The organism is Gimesia aquarii (assembly GCF_007748195.1).
GTDB classification, from domain to species: Bacteria; Planctomycetota; Planctomycetia; order Planctomycetales; family Planctomycetaceae; genus Gimesia; species Gimesia aquarii.
Genome location: NZ_CP037920.1, coordinates 4,330,685 through 4,349,191, shown reverse-complemented (window position 1 = coordinate 4,349,191; position 18,507 = coordinate 4,330,685). Strand labels below are relative to the sequence as shown.

Annotated in this window: 10 protein-coding genes; all 10 read right to left on the bottom strand. The window is 45.8% G+C overall.

Annotated features, from left to right (window positions below; genetic code table 11):
• Nucleotides 1–17: 17 nt before the first annotated feature.
• Nucleotides 18–1,085, bottom strand: a complete 1,068-nt coding sequence (locus V144x_RS16710; protein WP_144986269.1) for a hypothetical protein — start codon at nucleotides 1,083–1,085, stop codon at nucleotides 18–20.
• Nucleotides 1,085–3,424, bottom strand: a complete 2,340-nt coding sequence (locus V144x_RS16705) for a glutamine amidotransferase (RefSeq protein ID WP_144986267.1) — start codon at nucleotides 3,422–3,424, stop codon at nucleotides 1,085–1,087. Before V144x_RS16705 ends, V144x_RS16710 begins: the two co-directional genes overlap by 1 nt.
• Complete coding sequence (locus tag V144x_RS16700) at nucleotides 3,421–7,143, bottom strand: DUF4175 family protein (protein ID WP_144986265.1); 3,723 nt, start codon at nucleotides 7,141–7,143, stop codon at nucleotides 3,421–3,423. The genes V144x_RS16705 and V144x_RS16700 overlap by 4 nt, the downstream gene beginning before the upstream one ends.
• On the bottom strand, nucleotides 7,050–9,152 hold the full coding sequence (locus tag V144x_RS16695; RefSeq protein ID WP_144986263.1) for a BatA domain-containing protein: 2,103 nt from the start codon (nucleotides 9,150–9,152) through the stop codon (nucleotides 7,050–7,052). Before V144x_RS16695 ends, V144x_RS16700 begins: the two co-directional genes overlap by 94 nt.
• Before the next feature lie 28 nt (nucleotides 9,153–9,180).
• The gene (locus V144x_RS16690; protein WP_232102551.1) at nucleotides 9,181–10,104 is read right to left on the bottom strand and encodes a DUF58 domain-containing protein; all 924 of its coding nucleotides are present in this window, start codon (nucleotides 10,102–10,104) and stop codon (nucleotides 9,181–9,183) included.
• An 11-nt stretch (nucleotides 10,105–10,115) separates the two neighbouring features.
• Complete coding sequence (locus V144x_RS16685; protein ID WP_197998474.1) at nucleotides 10,116–11,141, bottom strand: AAA family ATPase; 1,026 nt, start codon at nucleotides 11,139–11,141, stop codon at nucleotides 10,116–10,118.
• A gap of 42 nt (nucleotides 11,142–11,183) precedes the next feature.
• Nucleotides 11,184–11,990, bottom strand: a complete 807-nt coding sequence (locus tag V144x_RS16680; RefSeq protein WP_144986259.1) for a DUF4159 domain-containing protein — start codon at nucleotides 11,988–11,990, stop codon at nucleotides 11,184–11,186.
• Between the two features lie 54 nt (nucleotides 11,991–12,044).
• Entirely contained in the window at nucleotides 12,045–14,654 is a 2,610-nt protein-coding gene (locus V144x_RS16675) for a peptidase MA family metallohydrolase (protein ID WP_144986257.1), read from the bottom strand.
• Between the two features lie 374 nt (nucleotides 14,655–15,028).
• Nucleotides 15,029–16,000 (bottom strand): DUF1559 domain-containing protein, encoded by a 972-nt coding sequence (locus V144x_RS16670; RefSeq protein WP_144986255.1) that lies wholly within the window; start codon nucleotides 15,998–16,000, stop codon nucleotides 15,029–15,031.
• 321 nt (nucleotides 16,001–16,321) lie between these two features.
• Complete coding sequence (locus V144x_RS16665; protein ID WP_144986253.1) at nucleotides 16,322–18,475, bottom strand: terpene cyclase/mutase family protein; 2,154 nt, start codon at nucleotides 18,473–18,475, stop codon at nucleotides 16,322–16,324.
• Nucleotides 18,476–18,507 lie beyond the last annotated feature (32 nt).

Sequence of the window (18,507 nt, the reverse complement as noted above, 5' to 3'; positions counted from 1 at the left end):
ATCAGCAAAAAGACCGGTTATTTTCCGGTCTTTTTTGCATTGGCGGGAATGACCAGAGGATCATAAATCACAGGTCTTTTCTGTTGGTCAAGCTGACGGTAGATCTGTGACAGCTGAACCATTAACGGTTCCAGAGTCAGGTAGTATTCATTCAGACTGGAAAATGACGCTTTGCGTTGTTTCAATTCCAGAATTTGAATTTCCAGTTCATCTCGTTTTCGTTTTTGTTCTCCGGAAAGCAGTTCTACTTTCTGAGTAGAGAACAGGATGAATTGATGAGCTCTGTGGCCATCTGCTAAAGTCGCTGTATTCGAATTCAGATCGGGGATCTTAACCAGCCCCTGATATTGATCGCCGCGTGTTCCACTTCGATCGGCATTATCATCCAGCAATGCGTGTTCGGTGGCTAACTCTCCTTTCTGCAGATAATACGCGTTTGTAGCACGACAAGCCGACAAATAAGCTTCCAGCAGAGAGACCTGGCCATCGTGATCCAGGTCGGTTTGCTCTTGAGTACTTGTCTCAGCAAGAAAGCCACCAAAGCGAGAAAAGTAGAATTCATGTCCGTTCTTGGTTGCAGTAATGATCACACGTTTGTCTGCCGAAAGTGCTTCTATAAAGGGGCCACTGGCAGAAAAGCAGTTAATCACTGCCAGGGGATGTTTAACGGGTTCACAGAATTCGCTTAACTGCTCGGCAGTGACATCAGGTCCTCTTAAGTTAAATCGCGCCGTTTTTCCATCGAATGTACCATGCCCGATTAAGATCAACCAGGTAGCTGTTGTGTTGTCTGTTTCACGCTGTAGTTCCTTCTGCAACAATTTCAGGTCGGAACATCGCGCATCGATGCTTTCACCTATGACTGATACTTCTGCTCTTTTATGGGATGCGATTTCTTTCCAACGCGCAACCCAACTCGCGAACTGCTGCTCATATTTTTCCTGACCGGTTGCACCGACGACGATCAGAATACGTTCTTTGTTCTCGCTGGGAACGGCCGCTTCAGAACGGGCAAGTTCAAAGTTACAGAGTAACAATGTGCTGATGATTCCCGATAGTAATCTGTACAGACATCGATATTGCATCAGGGTAATCCTTTCCATCGTCGTAAAGACCATTCACCAAACAGGCAGCCAAGTACAAGCAACAGGACCCAGGGATGATGCCAGAGGGGAGTTACTACCTCTGCTGTAACAGGAATATGACGTTGATCGAGTGTACTGACAAACTGTGATAACTTGTCAGCCGGGATCACTTCACCCTTTGATTGTGTGGCGAGTTGTTGTAGTAGTTCAAGATTCGGTTGAATCGTACGAAATTCAATACTTTGCGGATCATGCACCCAACCACCTTGAATCGTTTTGGTTTTCGAGTCGGGGGCGGTCACAGTAGCTGAAATATGATACCCGCCTGATTGAGAGGGGAGATAAACCGACTGGTATTCTCCAGGTTTGTCGTTGACGGGGTCGGCAATCAGCTTGATCCGTTCTTTTTGAGGCGTTGTGATTTCCAGTTGCACTTGATAGTCACTACGCTTCTGAAACTGAGGATCGCGGACGAAGACTCTGATTTTTGTACCTTTATTTCCACTCGGATTGTTCTCAACCTGTAAATCAATGGGCTCCAGCACATCGGTTGTCATCCAGCGTAATAGCTGTCGCCAGGATTTGTTGAGTTGGGGAGACTGGGAATCTTCTTTCAGTCGCCACCGCCAGAGGTCACCAACCATTACCGCTGCGACACGCCCCCGGCCATAGCGTTGAGTGGCTATAGCCGGCTGTGCATCGGTTTGTGAGCTTTTCAATTCTGCAACCAGAGTTGCAGCGGGTTTTGTGGTATCGACACGATTGATCGTTTTGAATGGTGGCATCTCGGCCAGACGTTTGTGTTCCTCTTGCTCATTCTTATGATGCCGCGTCCAGGGTTGAAGCCAACCGTCGCGGGTCAGTGAAAATTGATATTCCGTTTCGATGGCAGCAGTTTTTCTTTGTGGGAAATAAATGGGTAAGAGGCGAGCGAGATCAGTTTTATGATAACCACCCTTTTGAAACGACTCTTGTCCGCCCAGCATCAACAGTCCACCTCCTCGCTCTGAAACAAATCGAGTAATCAGCTCTATTTGATCGTGCGAAAAGAAAGCCGCTTCCAAATCATCAATGATGATCGATTCATACTGAAAGAGTTCTTCTTCTGTTTTGGGGAAACCATCTTGCAATTCGTGAGGCGATTTCGTGTTGATTCGTACGAAAACAGGCTGATCATAGCGTTCGAGATCGGATTCATTGTCTTGATCAAAGCCTCGAAATAAAGCATTGCCTTCTTCTCCGTCTCGACTGCGAAAGTCAAATTTGGTTTCTTTTTTTGCGATACGAATCAGGCCCACGAGATTAATAAGTTCATCTTCTTCAATCGCGCGTCGGAGGAATTTGAATTCCCAGTTAGGACGACCAGAGACATAGAGCACCCGATGTGCTTTACGACCGCGATCAATTTTCAACATGCGATGATTATTGGCAAGCGTCACTTCTGCACTTTGTGGTGCGCTAAGAGTGGCTTTGAGTTGATAAAAGGCAATACCGGTTTCTTCAGGACGGATCTGAAATCGAATTTGAAACTGTTGTTCCTGCTGATTAACCTCGCGCGTCACGGTTTCGACAGTTTTACCAGATTCGTCCTGTAGTTCTACTTTTATTTGTTGATTCTGACACTGACTCGCAGAGAGGTCTGCGAGAATTCGAATCGGCGCATCTTCAAAAGGTGAATAACTGATTGCTGTGTTTGTGATGGCAAGATCAATGGCTGGTAAAGTGCTTCCAATCACAATCGGATAGATGGGGACGGATGTTTCCAGACGACTGATTTCCTCAGCGGAAATTCCATCGGTCATCAACAGGATACCCGCTAACGGTAACTTGGTATAACGTTGATTTAATTCGTTGAGTCCTGAAACAAGATTTGTTATTGAACCATCAAATTGAAGGTGTTGCAGTTCTGGTATCGCTTTTGTATATGCATTGACTGAATATTTCCGAACGGAAAAATTCTGTTCCAGATTGATGAGCCATTCTGGGAGATTGTTCTTTTGAGCCGGGTGTGATGAAGTGAGTAATTGTTTGACTTGCTCCAGGCGTGGCTGCCTCGTTTTCGGATCTTTGATTTGCAGACTTTGACTATTGTCGACTACTACGGCAAACAAATTGGTACCGGGTTGGACATGTGTGCCACTCCAGAGTGGTTCGGTCAAGGCAATTGAAAGAATTGCGATACCGAAGATTTTCAAGCATATCGCAGCACTCGCCAGAGAGCGTTTTAACGTGAGAGATCGATACGCAAAAAACACGAGAGCCAGACCAGCGATGATTGTGACGACTGCAATTGTGGTCCAATGAGGTGCAGCGAATTGTATTTGGGCCAAACAATTCATTTTCCACTCCCTAATTCTTCATAATAGCGACGGACCAGATCGGAGTATTTTTCCGGTACCGGGTCACCGTCGATTGGTGCCAACGTTGTTTGCGCGCCTCGTTTAATGATTTCGTTGGACAATATTTTTTGAAGTTCAGCCAGCGGTTCCAGGATTTGCGCATTAACCAGGTCTCCCTTCGGTACTTTAGAGTGTCGTTTAAATTCCTCACGCATACTTTGTGCACGTTCTCGAATCTGAGCCACTTTACTGCGGAGATCGGGATCGCCTACCATTTCCTCCACATCCCGCATACGGTCAGACCACTTTCGAAATTGATTACCTGTAATTGGCCCGGTTGTTTGACCTCCAGGACCTCCCTGACTGCCACCCGAGCCACCTTTGGGTTTTCCCTTAGCGCTTTTCAGTGATTTCGGACCTGCCTTTGATGTTGATGATTGTGAAACTCCCGGTTTTGATCCAGAACTCTGCCCTTTTCCCTTTTGTGCAGAAGCGAGTTGCACAGGAGATTTACCCTGACCGGAAGGCGAACCAGCCTGCTTTTGCTGTCCCGGCTTTGAGGAATTCGATTGTTTATCTGTAGGAGTTTTTGGGCTACCAGAGGGTGTGGCTTTTGGTGAAGAAGCGGTGCGCTGGTTTTGTGAATTCGGGTTGCCAGCCAGCTTTTGTTCGTTCTTCATTTCTGATGAGAGTGCTTTGATTGCCTCTCTCGCCCGTTTAAGAGATTCCAGGTCATTTCCTAAAACGCTTTCAGCAGCAACTTCGATTCCCTGTTTCATTGCCTCAATTCCCTCTGCGGCACGTTGTTCCGCCTGCTGTGCACGTTCAGAGGCACCCTCTTTCAGAAAGTTGGCTGCATTTTTTAAGGAATCTGCAGGACGATAAGGTCTGGTTTTCCGAATCGCATCATAAAGATGTTTCGAAAGTAAAGGCTCTGATTTTTCTGATTCCTGAACGATTTTCTTCATTTGCTCGACAAGATTTTTCAGATCGGATTCCTGTTCGTGTAATTTGTCGGCCAGTGCCTGCTGCCCTTTATTTTTACGTAATGAACGTTTTTTTTCTGGCTGCGTTAACTGCTGTTGTTTGTTGAGTGCCTGGCTGATTTCTTTTTGCTTCTCATTAAGCTGTTCTGCCTGCTTATTCAGGGAACGCATTGCATCTGCAAATTGGTTGGCTGTTTTTTTGCGGAATTCATTTTTGAGTTGATCCAATTGTTGTTGTGCTCTGGTGCCTGAATTGAGTGCGCGGGAGACCTGTCCTTTTTTCAGTGCTTCTGAGCTTTGTTGTAAGTGAGAACGCGTTTGTTCAAGTTCGCGTCTCGATTTTGCGGAAGAGGCTTTTTTCGACTGATCCATTTTTTGGGCCACTTCGTCGGTATTACGGAGCAATTCCCGTTGACGCTCTCTAAGTCGCTTGAGTTGCCGTTCGATTTCTTCTCGTTCCTGGTCATTTTTTGCGAGCCGCTTTTTATCAGATAACGCTTTCAATTGTTCATTCAGATCTTTTTGACGTTGTGCAAGTTCTCTGAGTCGATTGAGAATTTGTAATGCTTCGCGATCAGGTTGTGCTGCTTGAGCTTGAGACGCCTGGTTTTCTGTTTCGTAACGTTGTTTCTTGTTGGTCAACTCAAGTTGTTGCATTTGCTGTTGAGAGCGACTGCTACCTCCTCCTTTACTGCCTCCACCATTTTTGTTTTGTGAAACACGATGTTCTCTTGCTCTCAGTTTCAACAATAATTGGTAACTTGACTGTTCTGTATTGAGGGCAGCCGTGAGTTGTTCAACATTGCGAGATTGATTGACTGAATCGAGAATCGAGACGGTTTCCTGCATTTTTTGGACGACAGAATCGATGATTACTTTGGACTTATGCGATTTAATCTTTGAACCCAGTTTTAAAACACTGGCAACTAATGCCTGTTGAGCTTCCTGAACCGTCGATACATCTTTGTTGAATTGATCAGAGACTGTGGATTTGATTTCCCTTCGAATAATTTTCCAGGTCGCATTGATGATTTGTTTTTGTTGTTCCGCCAGTTTTTCTACCTGCTTTGCATTCCCTCCAGACTTTTTTGATTGTGATGAGCTACTCGCAGATCGGCCTTCTCTGAAGATTTCCTCAAAGTGGCGAACTTCCATGAAGTACATATCACTGAGTACCTTGCGCGTGTTACCATCAGGGGCAATATCTTCTGCAAAGAGGTAATACGAAATTAAAGTGTCTGGCTGGACCTGGAGGCGTTCCATAGAGAGCAGATGTTCTGCGACAAATTCTAAAACAGGCTTTGTTGTTTCACGTAGCGAGAGAGTCTGCGCTGTTTGTCCGGGAATTGTATAGACGAGACTCACTTGTTGCAGACCAAAATCATCACTGACACTACCTTGAATTAACGCTTCTTCCAGTGGAGAGACACGCGTATCCCGGGCTGGAAATGTGACCTTGATTTCGGGAGGCAGGTTGGGAACGACCACCAGATCAATATAAGGTGGTGTTCGATTTTCGCGTGATTGAGAATCGATCAAACGCAGATTCCAGGACTGGTTATTCTCTGCGATGATTCTGATTCGGGCTGACATGCCATCTGAGCTGACTTTCAGCGGAAGCGGTTGCTGATTTTCTGATTCGAGTAACGCGGTTTGCACTGGTTTGTTAAAACGAGCCTGTAACTCAATTGACGAACCGACGATCGCACTCATTTGTAACGCGTCTTCCATTTTTTGCGTGGGTCGTCCTGTATAGTCAGGAGCGTTAATCACCGTATCCAGTTGAACCAGTTCAGGCAGAACAAAGACTTTGACCTGATAGGTTTCTGATTCCCAGGAATCTGCCTGGACGACATAGGAAAGATCATGAGTAATCATAGGCAGTCGGACCGCAAATACAGGATCGTCCAGATGCTTGTCCAATGGGATGGTTTGGGGTTCATCTGAAGTTGAGACGATTCGCAAGGTTGCCGTTTCGGGAGTTTCTCCTGTAAAACGGGCAGTGATCAACAAAGGATGATCTTTTTCAAGCTCTGTTGTTCCCGGTTTGATTTCGACCAGATACTGTTTGTTAACTAAGGCAGTCGCGAGTGGGGTTTCTTTTGGCAGAGGCGCTGCTTTCAGGTAGGACCAGCAACTGAGGCAACCAATAAACCAGGCTATGAAACAGAGTACATGAGCGGTACTTTGCAGAAATAACTTGCGGTTGGAGATGGTTTGTCGCCAATCGTGGTGAGTCCCGTGTTCGATGACTTGTTGAACCAGGCGATGTTGTAGAAATGTCGGGCGAACTTCATTCATCGCGTTTTCCAATTCCAATGTAGCCAGCAGACTGGTATCGAGGTCTGGATAAGTTCGTTCTATTAATGTTGCAACTTTATGTCTGTTGGCGGGCGAAAGGAGTTTGTGAACCCGAGAAAAAAGTGTTCCTATCGCAGCTAAAAATGGAATCCCAAGCAGTACAGCCAATAAAAAGAGTTGGTCTTGCTGCGAGGAAATCGGTTTGAGAAAGAGACATGCGAGTATCGTCAGGCCGCTGGCAGCCAGCCAAATCAGTGTCAGCCGTTTCAATTTTCGACTGGCCTCATAACGAAACACGACTTGATTAAGTTGTTGTATGAGATCGGGAAGGCCCATATTTACGCCTTTCGTGTCGCTGAAGTAGGACTGGCGATCCATTTCGCCAGCAAGGTTTCCAGACAAAGCATTGCGAGAGCGACAATGATCAGCCAACGCCAGATTTTTTGTTTTTGTTCCAGTTCTCGTATGAGTGCCTGACGTCGAATATCGAAAGACTTTGACTCTGCTTCGGTGGTTTCACCAGGTTTAAGGAACTTGACTCCCAATGCTTCCAGCTTTTCCATTGCTAGTGGGGCGGTTTTGCTTTCGTCAATTGCCAGATTGACCGCAAACTTTTGTGCTGGCATGTTTTCGTGTTCGACCATGACCTCATAGAGACCCGGTTGAATGTTTTCTTCAAGGTCGGTTTTGCCGATAGCTAACTTAATGGGGGATGAGTTGAGGTTAGTGATTTTTGTGAGTTGTTTGATGTTCGGCAATTTGAAATTATCGTCGACTGTGAATTGTGAAGGAACTTCGACTAGCTTTGCATTCTGAGCCAGAATCGCATTCATCATCGGCACAAATTTGGTAGAGAGTGCGAACTGACTTTCCTGGGGAGTCCAACCAAATGTCATGACGATCAACTGCCCTTCTCCACTTGGAATATTCAGAATCGCAGGATTGTCATGATCGAAGCGCGCGAGAACCTGATGTGGTATACTGTCTGGCAAGCTCAGTCGTTGATACTTCCAGAACTTCAGTTTTGTAAAGTCTGAGAATTCAGGAGCCTGAAACATTTGAAAAGTGGGATGATCAAAGTGAATGTTCGTGAGTAGTGCGTAGCCATTTACTTCGGCGGGAGCAACTGTCACTTTTCTGGTTATTTTTTGTGGGAACGGAAGTAATGATTTTAACGTTTGGCTGGCGCTCTCATCATGTAAAGAACAGAGCACGATTCCACCTTGTTGCAGATACTGTTTCACCAGACTGGTTTCAGACTGTGATAGTTGGCGGCTGAGTATCATCAGATGAATCTTGGTCGAAGAAATCAGAATTTTGGGTGAATCAGGGCCGACTGTGAGATAATGAACTTCTCGCGATTTGGTGGAAGGAAACGCCCGTTTGGCAAAAAAATCAGGAGATTGAGTGTCGCTGGTTTCGGGTGTGGCGTAATGCACGACATTCAATTTTGTTTTTGTACCTGGTTGAAGATAAAGCGTATTATCGAAATCGTGCTCATCGCCACTGAGAACAATTTCTTTGACATGCTCCATTTCTTCTTGTGTCGGTATCTCGACCACGCGTGATTGACCTCGGGGAACATAAACTTGTTTCGATGTACTCTCTTTCCCCTGGCAGGTGAGTGTAAATTGCTCCGCTTTGGAATCGGCGGCATTGACGATGCGCACAGTCGCCTCGGATGACTCATTCAATGCGAGCAATTGTAAACCGGCATTACTTGTTTCTTTGACTGACAGTCGATGTAAACGAACTTTGAGTTCCTCTGGCCATGAGAAACTATTAAGTGAATTAATTTGAGAACCTGCCTGGAAATCAGTGATCAGTTCAATCGTGCTGTTTTGCAGAGAGGTTTTTGCTGGATCGGAAGCGGCCTGCTGCTGTAAGATCGCAGCAATTTCAGTCAAAGCCTTACCAAGATTTGTTGAATTCCATCCAGGGGTTAACTTTGTGAGCCGCTCCTGATCGAATTTACGAGACTGATGAGTTTTTAGCTGTTTTGTTTCATTAAGACCTTTAACAGGAGTCAGCTTCGAATCAAAGGTGTAGATTGCGATTTGATTCTTCCCCGCTTGTTGAATGATGTTTTTGGCTTTTTCTAAAGCTGCGTTCCAAAGTGTTTCCCGCCGCATGCTGGAACTCGTATCGATCAACAAAATAGTTTGCTGAGTTGTGGAATTCGCAGTCAGCTCGAGATCCTTGCTTTTGAAAAAGGGACGTGCAAAAGCGGCGACCAATAACATTACGGCGACAGCCCGAAGCAGTAATAGTAGCCAGTGTTCAATTTTGTTTTTGCGGTTCGTCTGAGGGGGCTTGTGTTCCAGGAAGCGGAGCGTGCTGAATTGAAAGACATTTTTAGGTTGATGTCTGACCAGATGCAATAAGATCGGTAAGCCGACGGCTATGATTCCAAATAAATAGAGTGGGGTCAAAAAACTCAACGGTACTTCCTCTATTATTAAATTACTTTCATGCGACGCGATCGGTTAGAAAACTGGATAAACCCGACTCCAGCGGCGTGTCCGTCGTCAACTTGTGGTAATGCACTCCTTGCTGTCGACAAATCGTTTGAATTTCTTCCAAATGTTGGTCCATTTGCTGCTGATAATTTGCCTGAGCTGCTTTCGGATTCAGGGCCATATGGTCTCCTGATTCCAGATCTTCAAAAATCGCGGTTTCACTGAAGTCAAAATGAAGCTCAGCCGGATCAAGGATTTGAAACAAAGCAACCTCATGGCCTTTGGCACGCAGATATCCCAGGTGTGTACTTAACTCCTCAGTGGGAGAAAGCAGGTCGGAGACTAACACGACCAACCCCCGTTTCTTGATGGTTTCCACTGCATGTTTTAACGGAGAGATAAAATTGGTATGCGATCCCTGTGGAGGTCGTTCCAGTTCAATCAGGATTCTTCTCAGCTGTCCGCGGGTAAAACGCGCAGGCACAACCGATTCGACCTGTTCATCAAAGATAATCAGACCACTCGCATCACGTTGAGTTGAAAGAAAATAAGCAAACGTCGCGACCAGGGTTTTGGCATAATCCGCTTTGGAATAACCCAGACTGTGGAATTGCATGGACGAACTTAAATCGAGCAGCATATGACAGCATAGATTCGTTTCTTCTTCGTAGCGTTTGATAAAGTGCTGATTCGATCGGGCTGCCAGTTTCCAGTCGATGTGGCGGGGATCATCACCGGGTGAGTACTCTCGGTATTCAGTGAATTCTACCGAAAACCCGTGGTAAGGACTGCGATGTAAACCATTCCAGGATCCTTCCACAACCGATTTGGCTCTTAGTTCTAAAGATTTGATGCGCATTAAACAGGCTGGGTCAATGCGCTGGGATGCGAATCGCTGATTCTGATTCTTTTTGTGAGGGGATCCTTGTTTCATTGAATATGGACTCATGCTTCAACAGGCCTTTTCGTAGATTCAATCAATTGCTGAACGATCTGTTCGACGGTAATTCCTTCCGCTTCAGCACGATAATTGATCAGGATGCGGTGTCTGAGGACGGGCGCCAATAACGCCTGAATGTCTTCCATTGTGACGTGCACTCGACCCCGTAAGACCGCGCGTGCTTTGGCTCCGAGAATCAAGCTTTGCGCAGCTCGCAGTCCAGCACCCCAGTTGACCCATTCATTCACAAAGTCAGGAGTGCCCGGCTGATGAGGACGAGAAGCGGCACAGAGTTGAACTGCATAACGCACAATCTCTTCAGCAACCGGAACGTCGCGGACAAATTGATGAAACTGTTGAATGTCATGGCCCGTGAAGAGAGGGACAATCGGTTCAGAATCGCGGGCCGTGGTTTGAGTGACCACGGCGACTTCGTCATCCTCCGAAAGATAGTCGATGACCAGATTAAACATAAAACGGTCCAGCTGCGCTTCGGGTAGCGGGTAGGTGCCCTCCATTTCGATTGGGTTTTGTGTTGCCAGTACAAAAAAGGGTTTATCCAGTTCGTACTTGACGCCGGTGACCGTGACTTGTTTTTCCTGCATTGCTTCTAATAAAGCTGCTTGAGTTTTAGGAGGTGTCCGGTTGATTTCATCGGCTAAAAGGATATTGGTAAAGACAGGTCCTTTGACGAATTTCAATCCTTGTTCGTCTTGAGAATCTGCAGCTAAAATTTCTGTGCCCGTGATGTCTGCAGGCATCAGGTCTGGTGTGAACTGAATGCGTTGTGATTTCAATTTGAATACCTGAGCCAGTGAATTCACCAGTAATGTTTTGGCAAGTCCGGGGGCTCCTGTAATGAGACAGTGTCCTCCTGCAAATAAAGCAATCAGAAGTTGATCAATGATTTCTTTTTGTCCGATGACCGCTTTGGAAATTTCTGAGTCGATCTGTTGACGACTATTCTGCAGCATTTCGAAAATGCGCTCTTCTTCACTGCGGCCCTCAGGGGTGACAAGTTTCAAGTTCACGATTCAGCTCCTGAAAAAACGATAAAATGACGTGCGCTGCATTCAATGTGTCATTGCATAAAAGACGATATTAATTCCCAGGGGGTAGGCTTTCTTTTCCGAAAATTCTTGGAAATACCATTTGTCCTCCCCTTCTCTTTCCCAGCCATCACCCAGATCAGTATTGTGGCAAACAACGGTCATCAGACGACCTTGGTCGTCGAATAAGCCGCGATAATGAACTTCTTTCGCATCTTCCCGTTCCCAGGTGATTCCCTCAGAACGTCCCCACTGTGCTACACCAATACTGGGAACCTGTGGTTTTTCTTTAAGATCATAGACGCAGTGAAAAATCGGATGCTCCAGCGGAATATCTACCAGGTCTCGTTCTGGGAAAACGCGTTTCATTTCCAATGCGAAGTTATCCCATTCCGCTTCACCCCAGAAGTCGTCGACCATCATGAACCCTCCGTTGGTTAAATAACGTCTGAGGGCGGTCACTTCTTCTTCTGTGAATTCCAGAGAGCCGGGTTCAATCATATAGATGAAGGGGTAATCGAATAGTTCTTCATCGCTCAATTCCAGAATGCGTCCTTGTGGGTCGACTTTCATGGAAGTGAGTTGCTGCAAACGATAAGAGAAATTGAGATCACTATCGGGGTAATCGGTAGCCCAGCGTCGCCAGCCTTGATGTGAGTTATATCTGATTCGGACAAATGTGAAGACATCATGTTTGAATTCCGAGTCATTTTTCCAGTCCGGAACTCCACCTCGTTCCGAGGGAATTGACGGACTGTATTGTCCAATGCAGATCGTAACCACGATCAATGACACGCAGATCACTGCTGATGAAATCAAACTTGTTCTCATGGTCGGCTCCTCCTTGAGTCTGATTAGTCCATATCAAAACCTGTATTCATGGTTTTAAGGTTTGTTCGTTGTCAGTTCGAGTAATAGTTGATGCGCCTTTCGGAAACGAGGAGCCTCTTCGAGTGCAATGAGTGTGTGTCGTTTTGCCAGTTGGAAATCATTTTGTTTCAGTAAACGGGCAAGTTGATAATGAGCTTCTGCCTTATTGTGCGGATTGAGCACCAAAATGGCGCGATAAGCGTTGATGGCTTCCTGCTGTCGTTTCAGTTCGATACAGGCTTTAGCAAGCGCCTGTTGAGATTCTTGGTAGAGTGGATTGATTGCGTGCGCCTGTTGGGCTGTTTTGTAAACTGCGGGCCAGTTTTTCGACCTCTGATACAGTTCACTGAGTCGATGAAAGACATTCAGGGCATTGGGATCAATTTTCGCGTATTGCTCAAGAAATTTCTGTTCCTGATCAAAACGTTTTTGTTGTCTAAAGAGTTTCGCCAATTTCTCACTGGCATTATCTGATCCCGTATAGTGAGGATAGAGTTGAATCAGTTTCCTCAATACCACTTCAAGTTCTTTCAGTCGATTCTCTTCTTCAAGTACCTGAGCATATGCCATGAGACCTTTGAAGTGATGGGGGTGTTGGCGAATCCATTCCTCAAATCGCTGTGTATCATCACTCATCAGAGCAGTCAAATTCTGTTCTGACCAATCGATAGAAGGCCCAAAATTCCGGGCCTTCTCTTTTATGTAGATCGCGAATTCCTGTTCCAGCTCTCCCAGAGTCTTTGTACGTCGTTCAATGGAGACATTAATGGGAATTCCAACACGTAGATCATTTAAAATTTGTTTTAAGGCTTCAAATCCGAATTGTTCGATCAGGTATTCAACAACAATCGAGGATTGATAGTATGCGAACTGAATGTGCATGCCGCTTTTGGGGCTTAGAAACGCACTGCTTAATTCACTTATTGGTGTAGCTTCCCCTTTGAGAATCATCTCCCGGTATTCAGGAATCATGGTCTCACCCCAACGGGGATTTTTTTGCCGTTCTTCATAAACAGAAATGCCTTCACTGATCCAGCGCGGCATTTTGTTTTTTGTAAGTTCTAAAGTAACAACATGACAGAATTCATGCCATAAGACAGACTGCCAGTTAGTGGGGTTCTCTGACTGAGACGCAGGGCTGTTCGCGGTGATCACTTTTCCGAAGCAGACCCCCAGATAGCCGGAGACGGCAGGCATTCCAAATGTACGTACGGCAAAATCGTCGGGATCGGGAAAGATTTCGACGGTGATTTTATCTTTGAGTTTGAAATCATATTTTTGGCAAAGTACTTCTCGCGCTTCGTGTAAGAGCTTGATGACCTCCTGGCCGTAGACGTCAGCTTCTTTCGATTCCATACGGATGACAAAATAATCATCTTCCAGTGTTTTGAATTTTGCCAATTGGTCTTTCAGTTCCAGCAGGTTGAACGTCGTTGTATCGTACCCATCTTGTTGATGGGCTTGCAGTGCATGCTCCCAACCACTGACTTCTTTTCCCAGACGAAGTTCGTCTTGTGCCAATTGGATCCGCGCTGGAAGGAAATTCGAGTCTTTCTCAAGAGCCTGACGTTGATATGCGGCTCCTTCTTGAAACCGATAGTGTTCAGATAGCTTTTTTCCAATGAGATAGTCGACTTCGGGATTTTGATCGTGGTGACTTAATGCCTGCCAGTAATAAGCGGTTTCAGCATCAGATTGATTTTCCAGATGGGCGATAATTGTCAGATAGGACCAAGCCTCTGCCAGATGTCGGTTGATTAACAAAATTTGATCCAGTTGCTTTTTAGCGTCATCGTATTGTTCAGAGTGAATCAACTGGGAAACTTGATGTAGCTGTGTGGGGATATGGTTAGGATTTGAGTTGAGTACCTGAATGAGTAGTTTTTGTGAACGTTCCGGATTTGAACGTTGTATTGACATCGCCAGACCAAATAGAAGGTCGGCGTCATTAGGAATGTGTTTCAATGCCGTTTGAAATGTTTCTTGTGCCAAAACAAAGTCGTTCTTAGCTAATGCCAGGCTCCCACTGGCCAGATACGCATTTCGATGAGTAGGATATTCTTTGATCGCACGATCGTAAAATGACTCAAGCACTTCTCCCGGATCAACATTTTTCAATAATGAAGCTTGTCCCAATGCGACCAGGCTATCGGCGTCGGTATAACGCCAGGCAGAGCGATTGGCGAGTTCATGCATGCTGTTTAAGAACACGAAGGCCTCATCGTGTTGATTATTCAATCGATAGATTTCATAAGCTAACAGTCTAAGTGGCAGGCTCCAGGAATAGCGTTTGAGGCCGGCATCAATTGTTTGTCTGGCTTCAACGTATTGTCCAACGGCTAGCTCAGCTTGTGCTTTGAGTGCAGGCCATTCTGAGCCATATGCTTTTTGGGTGATGGCAGTTTTAGCGGTTGCAATGCATTTTTCATATTGGCCAGTAATTAATAATCGTTCGCAACTCTCAATCTCTGAGGCGTAAGAAAATCCAGGGATTGCAGAGTAGGCAACGATCAAACAAAGTGATAACAGAAGTTGACAGAGGGGACGGAGTTTATAAGTAGAAAGCTGGTGCAGAAGTGGAATGGTGTAATCAATCCAGAATCGTAAACTCTGCACTCTTTGCATATGCGCCCTTCCATGGGAACGTTCAATCGGCGAAATTCATTCGCGTACATTGAAATCAGTATTCTACAGAGAGAGGGTGGAAAACAACTCCAATCCAATGGCACTGAAGAATTTGTTTTGACTCAATTTTAAGGACGCTTGCTGTAGATCATGAGTGTGAGCCAACAGGGAACCATATCTGATATCCTTGATGTGTGCAAGAAGAGTTTTATTGGGAGGGATTTGGATTACACTTACAGATTGCATTTCACGCTAAGATCAAAACAAAACAGGCAGAAATCTCAACGGGTTGCGTGTTGAGATTCTGCCTGTTTGTGATTTTTGTTCAGATGCTAAAATTTAGCTGGAACAAAGTTTAAAGTGTCAGTTTTGCATTAGAATTCACCAATGACACGACCATCGTTAATACCGGCAAGCCAAGTGTAGGTGTCACCGTTGATGTTTTCACTGATGAATCGAACTTTTCCGTCACCCATCAAGAAGTGGCATCCACCCACATGTGGACTACTCATTGCATTTTCACCTGCTTGATTGATAAGTTCAGCTGTTAAAGGACCAGAGCTGTTAGCGCTGGATGCTGTACCAGAAATCGAATTCAGGTCATTCGTATTAACATCTCCATCAACATGAAAACCAACCCAAATTGCTCCAGTTCGATTAATGACTGGATTGGTAGAGTCGAGTGTTGCTCTCTCACCAACCATGATAATGTTACTTGTACCATCTGTCATATCGCGAAAACGTACTGTCCTGTCACTGTTTCCAAAAGACGCTTGAACAGTCGCAGCCACAGGTGTTGATGGGGTTGTATTCCAGTAAACTGAATTTCTCACTGCTGGATAATTTGATTTACCCCAAGAGTGGTTTCCGGGAGCTGGACTAGGACGATCCGTGTTTCGTCCGCCCATAGGGTCTGATGGACAGTTATAAAATGGGATAATTGTCTTTGCCTGTGTCGTTGCTGCGTTATCAGGAGTTACATTCGCTACAGTCAACCACCCACCTGTACCAGGATTGTGGAACATGGTAGAACTAATTTGGTTATACAAAGGGGCTTGATCAATGAATGGCAAAATCATGGCTGACCAGGCAATCAGATTTGGATTCTGAGCAGCAGCACCAGTACCTACATATCCCGGAGGGAAGATACTAAATGTTTCGTGGTAGTTGTGGAGAGCCAATCCAATTTGCTTCAAATTGTTTTTGCAGTTTGAACGGCGGGCTGCTTCTCTAGCCTGCTGCACTGCCGGGAGAAGTAATGCAATCAGAATCGCGATGATTGCAATGACGACAAGTAGTTCGATTAGCGTGAACCCGCGCTTAGAGGTTCCAGTACATCTCTTCATTTAAGACTCCAGTGAAACTATGGGTTTAGAGGGTGCCTGCGAAAAAGCTTACAGCTACTCTTTAGAATCAAGAGTGAGTTCGAGCAGGCCAGAAATTACACCTGTCATGAAGAGGAAACAAGAACGGAATAAACTTAGTTTAAAAAAAACTAAAAATATTTTTTTCGTAGTGCTGTTGTGTGTAGTAAGTTGCCTTTTAACCCTTTTTTATAGGGTGTTTTTTTATTAAAAATTTGTGAATGTTTCGTTTTTTGCACGAACGTGACGTTCTGTGCATAAGAAAAAACACTACTAAAAAAAGGCAGAGACTGTAGAGAGAAATCAGCGTCGTAAACGCTCGAATCGAGCCAGTGCCATCAAAGGAAAGTAAGTGCGATAGAGGTGATATTTGAGATAGAACACTTTGGGAAATCCGGTTCCTGTAAATGGTTCTTCGTCCCAGTTTCCATCTTCATTTTGCGCATCGATTAAAAAGTGGATGCCACGTCTTACCGCCGCGGAATCAATTTCACCGGCTGCCATTAATCCCATTAAAGCCCAGGCAGTCTGTGAAGGCGTGACAGTTCCCTGCCCGCGTAAGGAAGGGTCTGCATAGCTGTCTGCTGTTTCACCCCAGCCACCCGATGGTTGCTGTTTTGACTTGATCCATCCCACAGCACGGACGATCCGAGGGTCATCTTCAGGAATTCCTATTTGAGTCAGTCCTGTAATGGCTTGCCAGGTTCCATATAAATAATTGACACCCCAGCGGCCATACCAGCAATGGTCCTCTTCCTGTTCGCTCCATACATATTCGATCGCGCTTTGAGAGGCAGGGTGTCCGATGGGGAGTTGAACATCAGCAAAGGCTTCCAGAACACGCGCCGTTAGATCGGCGGTACTGGGATCGACCATTGCATTATGGTCAGCGAAAGGAACCTGTGTGAACAATTCCCGGTTATTATCGCGATCAAAAGCCCCCCAGCCTCCATCTTTATTTTGCATACCCAAAATCCAGTGGACCCCACGTTGGATGGCACTAATCATTGGCTGTAAGAGATCCAGATCAGCGTAGGCTTGCTCCCGGGACTCACTTCGCCCGGTAATAATGGCTTCGGTGTTTGTATTTTCGTCATAGGGATTCCATTCCGGTGTTACCAGAAAGTCGGTCAGCCAACGATCATTCTTTAATGTTTTAGGCATACAGCGGCGGAGTGCCATGATGACCATGGCTGTATCATCCACATCGGGGTAAAACTCATTATTAAATTCAAAATACCAACCACCGGGAGTTTTTGATTGGCTGGAGTTAATCCAGTCTCCCGGTTGTTTGGCTTCCTGAGAAAGCAACCATGTAACACATTTTCGAATTGCTGGATGTCGATTAGAAACTCCCGCTTCCCGCAAGGCGATGGTACTGAGAGCAGTATCCCAGACAGGGGATTTGCAGGGTTGCAGGCGGATGCGATCTCCCTCGCGAATCTGTAGTTTTTTCAACTCGCGTAATGCACGCTGGATATCAGGACTGGTCTCTTCTTCTCCCAGGCATTTCAACGCAATCACAGTCCAGATAATAGGCGGAAAAATCGCGCCCAGTCCATCGCTCAATTCGAAACGGGCCTTCATCCATTGATGGGCTTTGTTGACGGCTTTGTTGCGAAGTGGTTTGATTCCCCAATTTTCTATAACTTTGATTCCCTGATCTACGAACTGGAATACCCGATGCCAGTTGATCCAGGTTTTTTGTTTGAGCGAATCGAGGGCTTCCGACTTTGGCATGAACTTTGGATATTCTCCAGGATTACCTGTAAACAACTCGGTAATCCCCTGCTCTGGTGCGAGTGAAATCGAAGGACGATAAGCCCATAGAATACTAAGCGGGACCAGAATCGTGCGTGACCAGGCCGACATCTCAAAAATATTAAAAGGCATCCAACGTGGAATCAGCATCAGTTCTGGTGGGACTGCCGGGCATGCTGCATAGGGAATCACTCCCAGCAAAGCGAGATAATAGCGGGTAAAACTATTGACGGCTTCGACTCCTCCCGCTGCAAGGATCGCGCTGCAGGCACGTTGCATATAATCTGCTTCTGGCGAATGTCCTGTCAGCTTGAGTGCAAAATAGGCTTTGACCGAAGCACTGATTTCGATGGGACCTTCCGGATACATGTTCCAACCGCCTTCAGGCATTTGTGTATCCATCAAATGGTTTGCAGCTTGTATTGCATCCTCAGAGTTTTGTTTTCCCAGAAACGCCAAGAGTAGAATGTATTCCGATTCCAGGATCGAGTCACCTTCCAATTCTCCGACCCAATATCCATCATCATGTTGTAGTGAAAGGAGATAGTCTCGAGATCGCGCAATACCTTTCAGCAGATTTTCTGGGTGATCAAAAGGAGCGGCTTCCGTACTGGGAAAAATTTTGAAGGTGGGCGTTTGGTGGCCGTCCGCCGTGCTACCGGTAAGGTCGCTGGCTCTTAGTCTGCCTGAATTCATTTCAGGTGCTCCCTGACTTGATTTACAAAGGA